The 17,740-nt window shown below is 71.7% G+C and carries 15 protein-coding genes; 12 read left to right on the top strand and 3 right to left on the bottom strand.

Going from position 1 to position 17,740, the window contains the following annotated elements; genetic code table 11:
- Nucleotides 1-48 precede the first annotated feature (48 nt).
- The 5 genes from secA to JTN19_RS03530 all read left to right on the top strand — a co-directional run bounded on the left by secA (nt 49) and on the right by JTN19_RS03530 (nt 7,143).
- On the top strand, nt 49-2,781 hold the full coding sequence (gene secA / locus JTN19_RS03550) for a preprotein translocase subunit SecA (RefSeq protein ID WP_206930533.1): 2,733 nt from the start codon (nt 49-51) through the stop codon (nt 2,779-2,781).
- Nucleotides 2,782-2,806: 25 nt separating this feature from the next.
- Complete coding sequence (locus JTN19_RS03545; protein WP_206930532.1) at nt 2,807-3,628, top strand: metal-dependent hydrolase; 822 nt, start codon at nt 2,807-2,809, stop codon at nt 3,626-3,628.
- Nucleotides 3,629-3,632: 4 nt separating this feature from the next.
- The gene (locus JTN19_RS03540) at nt 3,633-4,448 is read left to right on the top strand and encodes a class I SAM-dependent methyltransferase (protein ID WP_206930531.1); all 816 of its coding nucleotides are present in this window, start codon (nt 3,633-3,635) and stop codon (nt 4,446-4,448) included.
- A 55-nt stretch (nt 4,449-4,503) separates the two neighbouring features.
- Nucleotides 4,504-5,802, top strand: coding sequence for a hypothetical protein (locus JTN19_RS03535; RefSeq protein WP_206930530.1), 1,299 nt, complete (start codon nt 4,504-4,506; stop codon nt 5,800-5,802).
- Nucleotides 5,803-5,886: 84 nt separating this feature from the next.
- A complete protein-coding gene (locus JTN19_RS03530; protein ID WP_206930529.1) occupies nt 5,887-7,143 on the top strand; it encodes a coiled-coil domain-containing protein in 1,257 nt (418 codons plus the stop codon).
- Between the two features lie 73 nt (nt 7,144-7,216).
- Here the strand turns inward: JTN19_RS03530 and fdxA are convergent, their stop codons facing one another.
- From fdxA to JTN19_RS03515, 3 genes are all read right to left on the bottom strand, one after another.
- The gene (gene fdxA, locus JTN19_RS03525) at nt 7,217-7,549 is read right to left on the bottom strand and encodes a ferredoxin FdxA (RefSeq protein WP_191082914.1); all 333 of its coding nucleotides are present in this window, start codon (nt 7,547-7,549) and stop codon (nt 7,217-7,219) included.
- A gap of 72 nt (nt 7,550-7,621) precedes the next feature.
- Nucleotides 7,622-7,906, bottom strand: coding sequence for an RNA-binding S4 domain-containing protein (locus JTN19_RS03520; protein ID WP_206930528.1), 285 nt, complete (start codon nt 7,904-7,906; stop codon nt 7,622-7,624).
- A 3-nt stretch (nt 7,907-7,909) separates the two neighbouring features.
- On the bottom strand, nt 7,910-10,813 hold the full coding sequence (locus JTN19_RS03515) for a helicase-related protein (RefSeq protein ID WP_206930527.1): 2,904 nt from the start codon (nt 10,811-10,813) through the stop codon (nt 7,910-7,912).
- 89 nt (nt 10,814-10,902) lie between these two features.
- On the opposite strand from JTN19_RS03515, the gene JTN19_RS03510 reads away from it, so the two are divergent.
- From JTN19_RS03510 to yddG, 7 genes are all read left to right on the top strand, one after another.
- The gene (locus JTN19_RS03510; RefSeq protein ID WP_206930526.1) at nt 10,903-12,018 is read left to right on the top strand and encodes an MFS transporter; all 1,116 of its coding nucleotides are present in this window, start codon (nt 10,903-10,905) and stop codon (nt 12,016-12,018) included.
- 64 nt (nt 12,019-12,082) lie between these two features.
- Complete coding sequence (locus tag JTN19_RS03505; protein WP_408901846.1) at nt 12,083-13,597, top strand: replicative DNA helicase; 1,515 nt, start codon at nt 12,083-12,085, stop codon at nt 13,595-13,597.
- A gap of 38 nt (nt 13,598-13,635) precedes the next feature.
- Nucleotides 13,636-14,679: an alanine racemase gene (alr, locus tag JTN19_RS03500; protein ID WP_206930525.1), complete on the top strand. Its 1,044-nt coding sequence runs from the start codon at nt 13,636-13,638 to the stop codon at nt 14,677-14,679.
- Nucleotides 14,676-15,461, top strand: a complete 786-nt coding sequence (locus tag JTN19_RS03495; RefSeq protein ID WP_206930524.1) for an MlaE family ABC transporter permease — start codon at nt 14,676-14,678, stop codon at nt 15,459-15,461. Before alr ends, JTN19_RS03495 begins: the two co-directional genes overlap by 4 nt.
- Nucleotides 15,458-16,231, top strand: a complete 774-nt coding sequence (locus JTN19_RS03490; protein WP_206930523.1) for an ATP-binding cassette domain-containing protein — start codon at nt 15,458-15,460, stop codon at nt 16,229-16,231. Before JTN19_RS03495 ends, JTN19_RS03490 begins: the two co-directional genes overlap by 4 nt.
- 13 nt (nt 16,232-16,244) lie before the next feature.
- A complete protein-coding gene (locus JTN19_RS03485; RefSeq protein WP_206930522.1) occupies nt 16,245-16,883 on the top strand; it encodes a YciI family protein in 639 nt (212 codons plus the stop codon).
- Nucleotides 16,884-16,887: 4 nt separating this feature from the next.
- Nucleotides 16,888-17,736, top strand: coding sequence for an aromatic amino acid exporter YddG (gene yddG / locus JTN19_RS03480; RefSeq protein ID WP_206930521.1), 849 nt, complete (start codon nt 16,888-16,890; stop codon nt 17,734-17,736).
- Nucleotides 17,737-17,740: the final 4 nt, after the last annotated feature.

The following is a 17,740-nucleotide window of genomic DNA, read 5'->3' as shown; positions in this document are numbered from 1 at the left end:
CGCGCGGCCTGTGCCCGGGGACCCGCGTTCGGAGAATTGTCCCCACCCATGTTCGCCCGCCTCGTCCGCTCCATCTTCGGCTCCGCGAATGACCGCGCGCTGAAGCGCCACCAGTCGCGCATCGCCGCGATCCAAGCGTGGGAGCCCAAGCTCGCCGCCCTCTCGGACGAGGAGCTGCGGGGCAAGACGGCCGATTTCCGCGCCCGGCTGGCGCAGGGCGCGACGCTGGACGACCTCCTGGAAGAGGCCTTCGCCACCGTGCGCGAGGCCTCGAAGCGCTGCCTGGGCCTGCGCCATTTCGACGTGCAGATGATCGGCGGCATGGTCCTGCACGAGGGCAAGATCGCCGAGATGAAGACCGGCGAGGGCAAGACGCTGGTCGCCACCCTGCCCGTCTATCTGAACGCGCTGCCCGCCAAGGGCGTGCATGTCGTCACCGTGAACGACTACCTGGCCACGCGCGACAGCGACTGGATGGGCCAGCTCTATGGCTTCCTCGGCCTGACCACGGGCGTCATCGTCAACGGCCTCAGCGACGACCAGCGCCGCGCCGCCTATGCCTGCGACATCACCTACGGCACGAACAACGAGTTCGGCTTCGACTATCTCCGCGACAACATGAAGTATCGCCTGGACGAGATGGTCCAGCGGCCCTTCGCCTATGCCATCGTGGACGAGGTGGACAGCATCCTGGTGGATGAGGCGCGCACGCCCCTCATCATCTCCGGCCCCACCGACGACACCAGCGACCTCTATCGCCGCGTGGACAAGGTGATGGCGGAGTTCGTGAAGGACCCCGAGCGCTTCGAGAAGGACGAGAAGCAGCGCACCGTCAACATGACGGAAAAGGGCGGCGAGGACATCGAGCGCCTGCTGGCCGAGGCCGGTGAGCTGAACGAGGGCAACCTCTATGACGCGGTGAATGTCAGCCTGGTCCACCACGTCAACCAGTCGCTGCGCGCCCATGTGCTGTTCAAGCGTGACGTCGAGTATGTCGTCCGCAACGACAAGATCATCATCATTGACGAGTTCACCGGCCGCATGATGGACGGCCGCCGCTACAGCGACGGGCTGCACCAGGCGCTGGAAGCCAAGGAGAATGTGACGGTCCAGCCCGAGAACCAGACGCTGGCCTCCATCACCTTCCAGAACTACTTTCGTCTCTATCCCAAGCTGTCCGGCATGACCGGCACGGCCGCCACCGAGGCGGACGAATTCGCCGAGATCTACAAGCTCGAAGTCGTCGAGGTCCCGACCAATGTGCCCGTGGCGCGCAAGGACGAGGATGACGAGGTCTATCGCACCGCCATGGAGAAGTACGAGGCGGTGATCCGCCTCGTCGGCGAGTGCCGGGAGCGGAACCAGCCCTGCCTGGTCGGCACCACCAGCATCGAGAAGAGCGAGCTGATCTCGGAGCTGCTGAAGAAGGCCGGCATACCGCACAATGTGCTGAACGCGCGCTACCATGAGCAGGAGGCGGGCATCGTCGCCCAGGCCGGCCGCCCCGGCGCCGTGACCATCGCGACGAACATGGCCGGCCGCGGCACCGACATCAAGCTCGGCGGCAATGCGGACATGCTGGCCAAGGCGGAAGTCGGCAACAGCGACAGCCCCGAATACGAGGCGGCGCTGGCCCGCCACATGGCGGAGGTGGAGGCCGCGCAGCCGCTGGTGAAGGCGGCCGGCGGCCTCTTCGTCATCGGCACCGAGCGGCATGAATCGCGGCGCATCGACAACCAGCTGCGCGGCCGGTCCGGCCGCCAGGGCGACCCGGGCGGCAGCCGCTTCTTCCTCTCGCTGGAAGACGACCTGATGCGCATCTTCGGCAGCGACCGCATGGGCGGGATGCTGACGAAGCTCGGCCTCAAGGAAGGCGAGGCCATCGTCCACCCCTGGATCAACAAGGCGCTGGAGAAGGCGCAGAAGAAGGTCGAGGCGCGCAACTTCGACACGCGCAAGAACCTGCTCAAATACGACGACGTGATGAACGACCAGCGGCGCGAGGTCTATGCCCAGCGCCGCGCCTACATGGAGGCGACGGACCTCAGCGAGACCGTCGAGGACATGCGGCGCGAGACCATCCACGACATGGTCCACCGCGCCATCCCCGAGAACGCCTATGCCGAGCAGTGGGACCTGGAGGGGCTGGAAAAGCGCGTGAAGGACGTGCTCGGCCTCGACCTGCCCGTGCGGGAATGGGGCCAGGAGGAGGGCATTGACGAGGTCCAGGTGCGCGAGCGCATCGAGGCCGCCGCCGACCAGGCCGCCGCCGCCAAGGCCGCCAACCTCGGCCCCGACTTCATGCGGATGGTCGAGAAGTCGCTGCTGCTGCAGCTCTTCGACCAGGTGTGGAAGGAGCACCTGCTCAGCCTCGACCATTTGCGCCAGGGCATCGGCCTGCGCGCCTATGGCCAGCGCGACCCGCTGAACGAGTACAAGCGCGAGGCCTTCGCGCTGTTCAACAACATGCTGGAGGAACTGCGCGAGCGCGTGACCTCCCTGCTGCTGCGCCTGGAATTCGCCCCCGACGCGCCCCCGCCCGAGCCCCAGCCCGTGCGCGTGACGGACATGCGCCACCCCGCGCCGGGCAACGGCATGGGCGGCGACTACGAGATGGCCGAGGCCGCGCCCGCCGCCCCCTATGGCGCCGCGACCGCCCCCGCCCCGCGCGCCCAGGCGGTGGACGCGAACGACCCCACCACCTGGGGCGCCACGCCGCGCAACGCGCCCTGCCCTTGCGGTTCGGGGAAGAAGTACAAGCATTGTCACGGAAGGGCCTGACGCCCAGGCCCGTCAAGGAGCGCCGATGACCACCGCGGACCCCGAGATCATCCCCCGAGACCTCCGTTTCGGCGTGGGCGACCACCCGGACCCGCGCTGGCTCGGCGGTGACCAGGCGGGCAGCGCGCTGGTGGATGCCTTCGCGGTGATGCTGCCCGAGGGTGAGCGCTATTTCATCCGCGCCCTCAAGCCCTTCCTGCCCCAGGTGACGGACCCCGAGCTGCGCCAGGACATCCTGGATTTCTGCGCGCAGGAGGCGTTCCACACGCGCGAGCATCTGGGCTACAACGCCGCGCTGCGCAGCCTGGGCTACAATGTGGACCGGCAGGAAAATTCCGTGCGCTGGTTCTTCGCGCGCTTCGACAGCCCCCTGGCCCGCCTCTACCTCACCTGCGCCATCGAGCACGTCACCTACGCCCTCTCCCGCATCGTGATCGAGCGGCCGGAGATCATGGACAAGGCCCACCCCGCCTATCGCCGCCTCTGGCGCTGGCACGCGCTGGAGGAGGTGGAGCATTCCTCCGTCGGCCTGCGGGTGCTGCGCGCCGTCACCCCCGGCGTGCCGGGCTGGAAGCGCTATATCCTGCGCTGCGCGGCGCTGGGCCTGATGCTGCCGGGCATGGTGGGCCTCGCCATGATCTCGGCGCGGCGGAACCTGCGCGCCACGGGCGGGCCCTCGGGCTGGGCGCTGTGGCGCGCCGCCCTGTTCAGCCCGGGCTGGCTGCGGCGGATGGTGCCGACCATGCTGGCCTATCTCCGCCCCGGCTATCTCGGCCGCAACGACTGCGACGCGGCGCTGGTGGCCAAGGCGCGCCACGCCCTGGATGCCGAGATGGCGGCCGCCTGAAGCCATGCCCGCGCTCGACCGCATGCTGCGCGCGACCGAGCGCGGGGCCTTCCCGGGCCTCAGGCGCCGCACCTGGAAATGGGGCTACACCTTTCTCTCGCTGGTCTGGCGCCAGCCCTGGCGCTTCCTGAACTACGGCCATGTCCCCGAAGGCCCGCCCTTCCCCCTGGCCGCGGCGGATGAGGCGGACCGCCCCTTCATCGGCCTCTACCACCAGGCGCTGGACGGGCTGGCGGTGGAAGGCGCGCGGGTGCTGGAGGTGGGCTGCGGCCATGGTGGGGGGGCCGCCTGGGTGGCGCGGCACTTCGCCCCCGCCGCGATGGTGGCGGTGGACCGTTCGCCCGGCACGCTGTCCCGCGCGCGCAAGCTGAACGCGCCGGCGCCCAACCTCGACTACCGCATCGGCGATGCCGAGGCGCTGCCCTTCCCCGATGCCAGCTTCGACATCCTGCTGAACATCGAAAGCTCGCACTGCTACGGCAGCATGAACCGCTTCGTGGCCGAGGCCGCCCGCGTGCTGCGCCCGGGCGGGCATCTCTGCTGGGCGGACATGCGCAGCCCCGCCATGCTGCCCGCGCTGGATGCCAGCTTCGCCGCCCAGCCCCTCGAACTCCTGGCCGAGACGCGGCTGAACGCGGGGGTTCTCGCCGCGCTGGACGCGGTGGAGGAGGCCAAGGCGCGCGAGGTGTCGCGCTATGGCCTGCTGCGGCCGGTGCTGCGGGAATTCACGGGCATGCAGGGCTCGGTGCTGCGGAAGGCGCTGGGCGAGGGGGAGGTGCTGTATCTCGCGCGGCGCTACCGGAAGCTCGCCTCGGCCTGAGCCCCTTGCCGCGCGCGGGCCCGCGCCCCACCCTCCGCCCAACCGGAGGAACCCCATGCGCCGCGCCGCCCTTGCCCTCATCGTTGCCAGCGCTTCCCTGCCCGCCCTGGCCGCCAGCCCGGCCCCCTGCCCGACCGGCCTGCCCGAGGGCGTGACCTGCCACCGCGCCCAGGACGCGAACGGCGCCCATGTGCTGATCGCGCGGCCGGCGCAGGCGCATGGCGGGCTGGTGGTCCACACCTATGGCGGGCCGCGCCTCGCGCCGATCCGGCCCGAGACCACGGACGAGGACATCCGCCGCTTCAGCGAATTCCTGGCCGAGGGCTGGTCCTGGGTCTCCACCTCGCGCCGCCGGCCCGGCTTCGGCGTGGCCATGGGTGCCGAGGACACCGAAAGCGCCCGCCGCCTGTATGTGGCGGCCTTCGGGCAGCCCCGCGTCACCATCGCGCATGGTCAATCCTGGGGCGCCAACATCACCGTCGCGCTGATCGAGCGGCACAACGCCCCCGGCCCCGACGGACGCCGCCCCTATGACGCGGCGCTGCTGACCTCGGGCGTGCTGGCGGGTGGCACGCGGGCCTATGACATGCGCGTGGATCTGCGCGCCGCCTTCCAGGCGATCTGCGGCACCCACCCGCGGCCGGAGGAGGCGCAATACACCCTCACCCTCGGCCTGCCCCCGGGCGCCAGCATGACGCGCGCCGAGGTCCTGTCCCAGCTGACGGACTGCACCGGCATCGGCGCCCCCAATCGCACCGAGGCCCAGGCCCGCGCGGCCGCGGACCTCGTGGCCGCCACCGGCATTCCGGAAGCCGCCATGCCCGGCCATTTCGCCTGGGCCACCTTCACCTTCCGTGACATCGCGCAGAACCTGACGGGCGGGCGCAACGCCTTCGGCAATGCCGGCGTGCGCTATCGCGGCACCTCGGATGATGCGGGGCTGAACGCGCGCATCCCGCGCATCACGCCCGACCCCGAGGCGGCGGCGCTGCTGGCGGCGGATGCGGACCTGACGGGGCGCTTCGACATCCCGGTGCTGACGCTGCACGGCATCCGCGACGCGGTGGCCTATGTGGAACACCAGTCGGCCTTCGCCGCCACGGTGGAGGCGGCGGGGAATTCCGCGCGCCTCGTCCAGGTCTTCGTGAACGAGGCCGCGCATTCCAAGATGTCAAGCCCGCTCTACCCCGCCGCCCTCGCCGCGCTGGCGGAATGGGCCGGCGGCGGCGCGCGGCCCGACGCGGCGGCGGTGCAGGCGCGCTGCGAGGCGCTGAGCGCGCGCTTCACCGGCCCCTGCCGCATTGACCCGGAATTCCGCCCGGCGCCCTGGGACAGCCGCGTGAACCCCCGATAAACCCGCATGGACGAAGCCCGCGAAGCCTGCTTCCCTGTGGCGAATCGCCCGCCGGCCGGGCGGAGCGACAAAAGGGGCTCTGGGATGACGGGATCGAGGAAGGGCGCGTTCGCGCTCGCGGCATGTGTCACGGCCTTCGGCTGGGCGGCGGCGCCCGCGCTGGCACAAGGCCAGGGCGACTATGACGGGCGCTGGCGCTTCGAAATGACCTGCGGGCCCAATCTGCTGTCCGGCCAGCCGGGCTATGTCCAGCGCTTCGAGGCCAGCCTGGCCAATGGCGCCTTCACCCATGCGCGGCGCATCCGCGGTTCCTCCGGCACGCAGACGGATCGCTGGACCGGCCAGGTCTCCGGCAACCGCATGGAGGTGACGGTGGCCAGCGAGCTCGGCAATGCGCGCTGGAGCACCCGCCTGGCTGGCGATGCCACCTCCTACCGCCAGTTCGACCTGGCGGGCGGCCTCTTCCTGGCCGATGACCGCCGGGCGCGCGAATGCACCATGGCGGCGACGCAGATCCGTGCCGCGGCGGGCAGCCTGGCCGCCACCGCGCCGGCCCGCGCCCAGGCCGAGGCGCGCGCGGCGCTGGACGCCGCCCAGGCCCAGGCCGAAGCCGCCCGCGCCGAGGCCGATGCCCTTCGCACCGACCTGGACATGGCGCGCTTCGAGGGCGCGGCCGTCCGCGACGAGTTGACGCGCCAGGCGGCCGCCCTGGCCCAGGCCACCCAGGCCGCGACCCAGGCCACCGCCCGCGCCACCCAGGCCGAGCAGGCGCTGGCCGCCGCCCGCGCCGAGACGACGCAGGCCCGCCAGGCCGCCACCGAGGCCACCACCCGTGCCGAGGCTGCCCAGCGCGAACTGGCAACCCTCCGCACCCAGGCGACGGAGCGGCAGCAGGCCGCCACCCAGGCCACCCAGCGCGCCACCCAGGCGGAACAGGCCCTCGCCACCGCCCAGCGTGACCTCACCGCCGCCCGCGCCCAGGCGACGGAGCAGCAGCAGGCCGCCGCCCAGGCCACACAGCGCGCCACCCAGGCGGAACAGGCGCTGGCCGCCGCCCAGCGTGACCTCACCGCCGCCCGCGCCCAGGCGACGGAGCAGCAGCAGGCCGCCGCCCAGGCCACCCAGCGCGCCACCCAGGCGGAACAGGCCCTCGCCACCGCCCAGCGTGACCTCACCGCCGCCCGCGCCCAGGCGACGGAACAGCAGCAGGCCGCCGCCCAGGCCACCCAGCGCGCCACCCAGGCGGAACAGGCCGCGGCCTCAGCCCGCAGCGAACTGGAACAGGCCCGCCGCAGCGCGGCGCCCGCCCAACCGGCCCAGCCCACGCAGCCCCGCCAGTAAGGCGGGCAACGCGAAAAGGGGCGGGGTGCTTGCGCGCCCCGCCCCTTTTTCATGCCCGTGACGGCTTGGCCGGCTACGGCTTGCCCGGATTGGGGCTCAGCAATTCCTTCTTGCCGGGCTTGTCCTTCCACTCATCCGCATCCTCCGGCGCCTCGCCCTTGCGGGTGATGTTGGGCCAGGATTGGGCGAAGTTGCGGTTGATCTCGACCCAGGCCGTCGCCTTGTCGTCGCTGTCGGGCAGGATGGCCTCGGCCGGGCATTCCGGTTCGCAGACGCCGCAATCAATGCATTCGTCCGGATGGATCACCAGCATGTTCTCGCCGACATAGAAGCAGTCCACCGGACAGACTTCCACGCAGTCCATGTACTTGCACTTGATGCAATTCTCGGTGACGACATAGGTCACGAAGGCACTCCCGGCGGGTCGGATGACGCGCAGAATTGGACCCTGGCGCGCGGTCTGGCAAGGCGTCGCGCGTCATTGTTCCGTTTGCGGGACATCCTCGTAGAGGGTGCGGGCTTCCGCCGGCGGGCCGCGCCTTTCGCCCAGCGCCAGGACGCGCCAGACCCGCACCTCCTCCCGCCAGAGATAGGTCAGCACATCGCCCTGCCGGATGCGGGCATGGGCCTTGGTGACCGGCTGGCGGTTGAGGCGGAAGCCGCCCCCCTCGATCAGCCGGGCGCATTCCCCCTTGGTCTTCGCCAGCCGCGCATGCCAGAGCCAGGTGTCGAGCCGCAGGAAGGGCGCGCCACCTTCGGCCATGGACTACTTCAGCTTGAGCTTCAGCAGGGCGGCGAAGGGGCTGTCCTCGGCCTTGGCGGCGGGGCGGTCCTCGAAGAAGGTCCGCGTCTCGGGGCCGCCCGGGCCGCGGTCCCTGTCACGCGGCGGGCCGTCGCGGCGGCCGCGGTCGGGGCGCGGGCCGTCCTTGCGGAAGCCCTCCCCACGCGGCCCATCCTGGCGGGGCCGGTCGGGGCGGCGGTCGCCGCGCGGGCCGTCCTGCCTTTGCCCCTCTGGGCGCTGGCCCTCGGGGCGCTGCCCTTCCGGACGGGGCGAATCGGCGGCCGCGCCCGATTCGGGGCGCGGGCCGCGCGGACCCTTGGGGAATTCGCGGCGCTGACGGGCGGGGCGCGGGGCCTCGCCCTCGGCGACGGGGGCGCCTTCCTGGGCCGGGGCGCCCTCGCGGTGCGGGCCGCGGCCGCGCTGGTCCGGGCGGCCACGGTTGCCCTCGCGCCGGGGCGGGCGTTCGGGACGGGCCCAGGCGACCATGGTGGGCGCGGGCGGGCCTTCCACCCCTTCCTCCAGCGGCGTGCTCTCGATCAGGCGGAAACCCAGGCCCGCGAGCACGGGGCCCAGCATCTCGCCGCGGATGCCGAAGCGGCCCAGCGTCTCGGGCGGCAGGGGGGCGGGGGCGCGGCGCGTCAGGTAGCCGAGTTCGGCGGCCACGCGCTCGGCCACGTCCAGGCGCACCAGCACGGGGCCGGCCGGCACCCAGCCCATGATCTCGGCGAAGCCCGGCGGCCATTGCAGCGCCATCACCCCATCGGCCGGGATGGAAACGAGGCCCGGCGCGGGCAGCGGCGGCGTCGGGATGTCGTGGCTGAGCGCCCAGAGTTGGGCGCGCAGCCCCATGGGGCGCGGCTTCAGCGCCTCGGGCACATAGAGGGCGAAGCGCCCGGCGCGGATGCCGATGGCCTTGAGCTTGGTCCGCACCTCCTGGCCGATATTGTTGCGCGTGTCGCCGGGCTTGAGGCCCAGCGTCTCGCGCAGCTGGAAGGCGGGGCCGCGCAGGGTGTTGTCCTCGGCGGCCTTCGTCTCCACCGTCGTCAGCGCGGCAAGGTCCTTGGCCAGCACGCCCTCGATGAAGGCGGCGAGCTTGACCCGCACGCGCTCGCGCTGCGCGCCGTCCAGGTATTCGGAGGCGTTCACCTCGATCAGCGGTTTGCCCGGCTCGCTGCCCATCTTGAGGCGCGCGATCTCGGCGCCGTCCCAGGTGACGCGGTGCTCGGGCGTCAGGGCGAAGGCGTCGGGCTTGGCCACTTCCAGCGCGGCCAGGCGGCGCGGCATCTCCTGCGCCAGGGCGCGGCGGGCGGCGCGGAGAACGAGCTTCTTCTCCTCCTCCCCGCCCTCGCCGGGCTCGGGGATGAAGTCGAAGCCCTGGATGCGGCCGACCTTATGGCCTTCCACCACCACCTCGCCCTGGCGGTTGACGGCGCTGAGCACGTCCTCGGCCGTGTCGTCCAGGCGGCGGATGAGGTGCGCGGCGCGGCGGTCCACGAAGCGGGCGGTCAGGCGCTCGTGCAGGGCGTCGCTGACCAGGTCCTCGGCGGCGCGGGCGGCCTCCTGCTGGGCGGGGGCGTCGCGCACCCAATCGGCGCGTGCGGCGACATAGGCCCAGACGCGAATGTGCGAGAGCCGCGCCATCAGCGTGTCGAGATCGCCCTCGATGTTGCGGCAGGCGGCGATCTGGGAGGCGATCCAGTCCGACGGCAGCGCGCCATCCTCCACCAGATGGGTGAAGATGCGCGCGCAGAGCCGCGTGTGGCTGTCATCCGCCAGCTTGCGGAAATCCGGCACCTGGCAGGTCTCCCACAGCAGCGCGATGCGCGTGCGCGAGGAGGCGAGGCGACGGATCTCCGCCTCGCGCGCCAGGTGGTTCAGGGTGATGTGGTCGGTGGCGTCATGGCCCTTGGTCAGGCCGGGCTGCGGCGGGGGGGCGCCGAGGCTGTCCAGCAGCCCGTCCAGGCTGGTGAAGTCGAGGTTGCTGTTGCGCCAGGCCAGCGCCTGCAGCGGCTCGAAGCTGTGGTTCTCGATCTTCTCGATCATCTCCTCCGGCAAAGGCGGGCATTCGCCCGTCACGCCGAAGCTGCCGTCGCGCATGCCGCGGCCGGCGCGGCCGGCGATCTGCGCGGCCTCCTGCGCCGTCAGCATCCGGGGCGCGTGGCCGTCGAATTTCTGGAGGTTGGCGAAGGCCACATGGTCCACGTCCATGTTCAGCCCCATGCCGATGGCGTCCGTCGCCACCAGGAAGTCCACCTCGCGGTCCTGGTACATCTTGACCTGGGCGTTGCGGGTGCGCGGGGACAGGCGCCCCATCACCACCGCGCAGCCGCCGCGCCGGCGGCGGATGGCCTCCGCGATGGCATAGACCTCGGCCGCGCTGAAGGCGACGACGGCGCTGCGCGGCGGCAGCTTGGTGAGTTTCGCGGGGCCGGTGTGGGTCAGCTGCGACAGGCGCGGCCGCGTCTCGATCTCCACCTGGGGGACGAGGCGCTGGAGCAGGGGGCGGATGGTTTCCGCGCCCATGAACATCGTCTCGACCAGCCCGCGCGCGTGCAGCAGCCGGTCGGTGAAGATGTGCCCGCGGTCGGGGTCGGCGCAGAGCTGGATCTCGTCCACCGCCAGGAATTCCGCGCGGCGGTCGAGCGGCATGGCCTCCACCGTGCAGGCGAACCACTTGGCCTCGGGCGGGATGATCTTTTCCTCGCCGGTGATGAGGGCCACGTGCTTCTCGCCCTTGGCGGCCACCATGCGGTCATAGTTCTCGCGCGCCAGCAGCCGCAGCGGGAAGCCGATGATGCCGGAGGCATGCGCCAGCAGACGCTCCATGGCGAGATGCGTCTTGCCCGTGTTGGTGGGGCCGAGGATCGCTTTCACGCGGGGATCAAACATGTGGGCCATGGTTCCGGACGCTATCCCGGTCGTTATGGCGCATGCGGCGGTGATTGCAACGCCGCCCTTGCGCGGCGAGAGTGCGCCGCGTGAATCCTCCCCGGCGCTTCGCCCTCCTTTTCGGCGCCCAGTTCCTGGGCTTCGGCGCCATGCTGCCCTTCCTGCCGGCCATCCTGGCCGAGGGCGGGCTGACCCCGGAACAGGTCGGCACCGTGCTGGCGGCAGGGGCCATGGTGCGGCTGGTGGCCGGGCCGCTCTCGGGCCGGCTGGCGGACCAGGTGGCGGACATGCGGCGCCTGCTGGCCTTCACCTGCCTGCTGGCGGCCCTGGCGGCGGTGGGCTTCGGGCTGCTGGCGGGCTTCGCCCTGCTGCTGGCGGTGCAGTTGCTGCACAGCGCGGCGGCCGCGCCCATCATTCCCCTCTCGGACAGCCAGGCGGCCGGGGCGGTGCGGGCGGGGGGCTTCGACTATGCGCGGGTGCGGGCCTGGGGCTCCATCACCTTCATCATCGGCGCCGTCGCGGCGGGCCAGGCGACGGAATGGGCCGGGCCGCGCGCGGTGGCCTGGATCCTGGCCGGGGCGATGGTGCTGACGGCGCTCTCCGCCCTCGCCCTGCCGCCGCCGGGGCCGCGCCGCGCGGCGCCCCGCGGCGGGCTTTGGGCGCCGCTGCGCGAGCCCCTCTTCCGCCGCGTGCTGCTGGTCTCGGCGCTGATCCAGGCGAGCCACGCGGCCTACTACGCCTTCTCGACGCTGCATTGGCAGGCGGCGGGGCTCTCGGCCGGCTTCATCGGGGTGCTCTGGGGGGTCGGGGTGGTGGCGGAAGTGCTGCTCTTCCTGCGCGGCGGGCGGCTGGTGGACCGGCTGGGGCTGCGCGCCCTGGTGGCCATCGCCGCCGGGGCGGGGGTGCTGCGCTGGGGGCTGACGGCGGTGACGGCGGACCCCATCGCGCTGCTGCTGCTGCAAACCCTCCACGCCGCCACCTTCGGCGTGATGCACTTGGCCGCCATGCGCGCCATGGTCCGATTGCCGGCGGAATTGTCGGGTCGGGCCCAGACCCTGCTCTCGGCCGGGGTCAGCGCCACTATGGGCGTGGTCATGTGGCTGTCCGGTCAGGTTTTCGCGGCACTTGGCGGGCTGGTCTTCCTCTCCATGGCCGCGATGTGCGCGGCCGCGCTGCTGGCCTTGCTGGCGTGGCAGCGGGATTGATCCCCGTTATCCACAGCTGTCCACAGGTGCGGGACTCGGGCGGAAGGCGGTAGCCTTGCCCCGCATGAACAATATTCCTCCGCGCGGATCAGGCCCCCAAGAGGTGGGCGGCTTCGGCATGGGCGTCCGCCTGCCCCCGGCCAACCTGGAGGCCGAGCAGGCGCTGCTGGGCGCGCTGCTGGCCAACAACAAGGCCTATGAGCGTGTGGCGGAGTTCCTCGAACCCGCGCATTTCGCCGATGCCGTGCATGGCCGCATCTACGCCGCCATCGCGAGGCGCGTGGAGAACGGGCAGCTGGCCGACGCGGTGACGCTACGCCATGTCTTCGAGCACTCGGGCGAACTGGCCGAGGTGGGCGGCCCCGCCTACCTGGCGCAATTGCTCTCGGCCATGGTCGGCATCGTCAACGCCGGCGAATATGGCCGGCTGATCCATGATTGCTGGCTGCGGCGCGAATTGGTGGACCTCGGCGAGCAGGTGGTGAACCGCGCCTTCGGCACCGACCCCGACGAGGACCTCCCCGGCAAGGACCAGATCGAGGCCGCGGAACAGCGCCTGTTCGAACTCGCCACCGAAAAGGCGACCGAGGGCGGCGCCATCAGCTTCGAACGCGCGATGGCGCATGCGATCGAGACGGCCAACGCCGCCATGCAGCGCGGTGGCGGCGTCTCGGGCCTGCCGAGCGGGTTGCGCGATTTCGACGCCAAGACGGGCGGGCTGCACCCTTCCGATTTGCTGGTGCTGGCGGGGCGGCCGGGCATGGGCAAGACCGCGCTCGCCACCAAGATCGCCTTCGGCGCGGCCAAGGCGGTGCTGGCGGAGAATACGGGCGCCAAGGTGCCGGCGGTGGTCATCTTCTCGCTGGAAATGAGCGCGGACCAGCTGGCCAACCGTCTTCTCTCCGAAGCGAGCCGCATCCCCGGCGACCGCATCCGCCGCGGCGAGATCAGCCAGCGGGAGTTCGACAACTTCGTGGCCGTCAGCCGCGAGTTGGCCACGCTGCCCATCATGATCGACGACACGCCGGCCATCACGCTCTCGGCCTTGCGGACGCGCTGCCGGCGCATCCATCGCACGCGGGGGCTGAAGATGGTGGTGGTGGACTACCTCCAGCTCATGCGGCCCAGCGTGGGGACGCGGCCGGAATCGCGCGTGCTGGAAATCTCCATGATCACCCAGGGGCTGAAGGCCATCGCGAAGGAGCTGGCGGTGCCGGTGATGGCGCTCTCCCAGCTCTCGCGCGCCGTGGAGCAGCGCGAGGACAAGCGGCCCATGCTGTCGGATCTGCGTGAATCCGGCTCGATCGAGCAGGACGCGGACGCCGTGATGTTCGTCTATCGCGACGACTACTACCTGAAGCAGCGCGAACCCAAGATCGCGGCCTTCGCCGATGAGGGGAAGTTCCAGCAGGCCATGGAACGCTGGCAGGCGGACATGGAACGCGCCCACAACCGCGCCGACCTCATCCTGGCCAAGCAGCGCCACGGGCCCACCGGCACCATCCCGCTCTTCTTCGAACCGGAGTTCACCCGCTTCGGGGACCTCGACACGGTGCACGCGCCGCCTTACGGCGATTAGCGATGCGCCGGCATAGGCCGGCGACGATCGGACGGGTGATGGAACAAGGCCTTCTCACGGTGGATCTCGGCGCGGTGGTGCGGAACTGGCGCCGCCTCTGCGCGCGCCATGCGCCTGGCGCCGTCGCCGCCGTGGTGAAGGCCAATGGCTATGGGCTGGGCGCCGCGCCCATCGCCCGCGCCCTGCACGCGGCCGGCTGCGCGCATTTCTTCGTGGCCCACCCCGCCGAGGGCGAGGCGGTGCGCGATGCCATCGGCCCTGGCCCCATGGTGGCCGTGCTGAACGGCTTCGCGCCCGGCACCCATCCGCGCCTCACGCCCGTGCTGAACAGCCTCGAGGATCTGCGCGCCCATGCGGGCGGCGAAGGCCTGTTGCACTTGGATACAGGCATGTCCCGCCTCGGCCTCGATGCGTCGGAGCTGGACGCATTGGCCGCCGACCCCACGCCGCTGGGCGCTGTCCGCCTGCGCTATGTGATGACGCACCTGGCCTGCGCGGATGAAGCTTCCCATCCTCTCAATAGGTTGCAGGCCGAGCGCTTCGCCGTGGCCTGCGCCCGTCTGCCGCCGCTGCCGCGCAGCCTGGCCAACTCCTCGGGCCTCTTCCTGGGCTCGCCCTTCCTGAGTGATCTGGCGCGCCCGGGTTGCGCGCTCTATGGCATCAACCCTATCCCTGGGCAGCCGAATCCCATGGAAGCCGTTGTTCGGCTGGAGGTGCCCATCTTGCAGCTGCGCGACATCCCCGCGGGGGCCACGGTGGGCTATGGCGCCGGCTGGACGGCCGCGCGCCCCACCCGCATCGCCACCGTCGCACTCGGCTATGCCGATGGCTGGCTGCGCGCGCAGTCGGGCCAGGGCTTCGGGGTGCTGCACGGAAGCCGCGCGCCGCTGGTGGGCCGCGTCTCCATGGACCTCACCACCTATGACGTGACGGAGATCCCCGCCGCGCGCGTGGGCGAGATGATCGAGGTTCTGGGCCCCGCGCAGGATGCCGATGCGGTGGCGGCGCTGGCCGGCACGATCGGCTATGAGGTGCTCACCTCGCTTGGCGCGCGCTACACAAGGCGTTACCTGCCCGCATGACCGCACCCCTCGACATCGTGGCCGGGCTCGGCCGCGCGGTGCTGGGCGCCAGCGCGCAGGTCGGCGCGCTGGTGCTCTTCGCCGCCAACGCCCTGGTCCAGCTCTTCCGCCCGCCCTATGGGCCGCGGCAATTCCTGCGGCATTTCGTCGAGATCGCCTATTTCTCCCTGCCCGTGGTGGCGCTGACGGCGCTGTTCACCGGCATGGTCCTGGCCTTGCAGACTCACACCGGTTTCGCGCGCTTCAATGCGGAAAGCGCGATGGCCTCGGTGGTCGTGCTGTCCATCACGCGCGAATTGGGGCCGGTCCTCACCGGGCTGATCGTGGCCGGGCGTGTCGGCGCGGCCATGGCGGCCGAGATCGGCACCATGCGCGTCACCGACCAGATCGACGCGCTGCGGACTCTCTCCACCGAGCCGATGAAATACCTGGTCGCCCCCCGCCTGCTGGCCGGTACGCTGGCCTTGCCGCTGCTGGTGGTGGTGGCGAACACCCTGGGCGTGATGGGCGGCTTCCTGGTGGCGACCTTGAGCCTCGGCTTCGCGGGCCCCGCCTATCTCACCAGCAGCTGGGACGTGCTGGAGGCGATGGACGTGATCAGCGGCCTCATCAAGGCCGGGGTCTTCGGCTTCCTCATCACGCTGATGGGCTGCTGGTATGGCTATCAGAGCCAGGGCGGCGCGCAGGGCGTGGGCAAGGCGACGACCAAGGCGGTGGTGGCGGCCTCCATCCTCATCCTGGCCTTCGACTATGTGCTGACCCAGGCGTTCTTCTCCCGGTGAGCGCGACCCCCAAGATCCGGCTGCGGGGCCTGCGCAAATCCTTCGGCGAGAAGGTGGTGCTGGATGGCGTGGACCTCGACGTGGAGGCGCGGCATTCCATGGTGCTGCTGGGCGGCTCGGGCTCGGGCAAATCCGTCACCATCAAGTGCATCCTGGGGCTGATCCCGCCCGATGACGGCGTGGTGGAGATTGACGGGCGGGACGTGACGCGCCTCTCCCGCCGCGACCGCGCCGAACTGCTCGACCGCACGGGGATGCTGTTCCAGAACGGCGCGCTGTTCGACAGCCTGCCGGTCTGGGAGAACGTCTGCTTCAAGCTGCTGGCGCAGAACCGCATCACCCGCCGCGCCGCCCGCGACCGCGCGGCCGAGGTGCTGGCCCAGGTGGGGCTGGCGGCCAGCGTGGGCGAGCTTTCGCCCGCCGAACTCTCGGGCGGCATGCAGAAGCGCGTGGCCCTTGCCAGGGCGATCGCCTCCAAGCCCGAGATCATCTTCTTCGACGAGCCCACCACGGGCCTCGACCCGATCATGGGCGCCGTGATTGACGGGCTGATCGTGGATTGCGTGGAGAAGCTGGGCGCCACCGCCTTTTCCATCACGCATGACATGGCCAGCGCGCGCCGGATCGGCGACCATGCGGCCATGATCCACAAGGGCCGCATCATCTGGGCGGGCCATGCCGAGGCGCTGGGCCACACGGGCAACGCCATGGTGGACCAGTTCGCCAATGGCGAGCGCGAGGGGCCGATCCAGATGGAGCTGCGGCGGTAGCGGAGGGCGTGCGATGGGCCATGTGATCCTGGGCTGGGACGGCGAGGACGCCGAGGCCCCCGCCCGCCGCGCTGCCGCGCGCGACCGCCACCTGAACGTGATCTCCCGCTGGGCCGAGGCCGGGCGCCTCAGCCTGGCCGTGCCACTGTTCCGCGAGGATGGCTCCGTCGCCGGCTCCGTCATGATCCTGGGCGGCGAGGATGAGCTCGGCACCCGCGAATACCTGATGGAGGAGCCTTTCGCGCGGGATGGCGTGTGGCTTTCCTACCAGATGCGGCCCTTCCGCATCGCCCCCCTGCCCTACCTTCCCCTCCCCTCCGGCCCCACGCCCAGCGCCATGACGCATTGCGTGCTGGTGGCCGAGGACCAGCCGGGCGCCGCCCCCCGCCGCGCCGAGGCCCGCCCCGGCCATTTCGACCGTGTGCGCGCCTTCGCCGGGGACGGCACCCTGGCCTGCGGCGGCGCCCTGCTGGACGCGAAGGGCGAGATGGTGGGCAGCATCGCCATCACCCGCCACGCCACGGTGGCCGAGGCCCGCGCCTTCTGGGCCGAGGACCCCTATGTGGCCCAGGGCGTCTGGGGGCAGATGGATTTCTACCCCACCCGCTTCGCCCCCCTGCCCTACCACCCGTTGCCGGGCGCATCCGCCTGACGCCATGAACGCGACGCTGCTCGGCCTCGGCGCGCTGGCGCTCTGGGCCTTCCTGGGGCTGCTCTCGCGGCTGGCGGCCGGCATCCCGCCCCTCCAACTGACGGCGATGAGCTTCGCGGTGGCGGCAATGGCCGGCGTCGCGGTGGTGGCGGCGCGCGGGCAACTCTCGGCGCTGCGCCAGGGCCCCATCGCCTGGGCGCATGGGGTGGGGGGGCTGTTCGGCTACCACGCGCTGTATTTCGCGGCCCTGGCCCTGGCCCCGGCCATCGAGGCGAACCTGCTGAACTACCTCTGGCCGCTGCTGATCGTGCTGTTCTCGGCGCCCATCCTGGGGCTGCGGCTGGGCGCGCGGCGGCTGCTGGGGGTGGCGCTGGGCTTCGCGGGCTGCGCGCTGCTGCTGGGCGGGGGGGCGGGCTTCTCGGCCGCTGCGCCGGCCAGCGTGTGGCTGGGCTTCCTCTGCGCCATCGGCTGCGCGGTGGTCTGGGCGCTGTATTCGGTGACGGCCCAGCGCCTGGCCGCGGTGCCGACCGAGGCGGTGGCCGGCTTCTGTGGCGGCGCGGCGCTGCTGGCCGCCCTCACCCACCTGGGCTTCGAGGCGACGGTCTGGCCCGACGCCACCCAGGCCCTGGCCGCGCTGCTGCTGGGGCTGGGGCCGGTGGGCCTGGCCTTCTTCCTCTGGGATGCGGGGATGAAGCGCGGCGACCCGCGGCTTCTGGGCACGCTGGCCTATGCGGTGCCCGTGGCGTCCACCCTGCTGCTGGCCGCGGGGGGCGAGGGCAGCCTCACCCCCGCCGTCTGGGTGGCCCTGCTGCTGGTGGCGGGCGGCGGCTGGCTGGCCGCCACCGCCCGCTGACGCG

This window comes from Roseococcus thiosulfatophilus (genome assembly GCF_017311575.1).
GTDB lineage: Bacteria > Pseudomonadota > Alphaproteobacteria > Acetobacterales > Acetobacteraceae > Roseococcus > Roseococcus thiosulfatophilus.
Note: the sequence above shows the minus strand (reverse complement) of the source record. Positions and strands in the feature narration are given on the sequence as shown.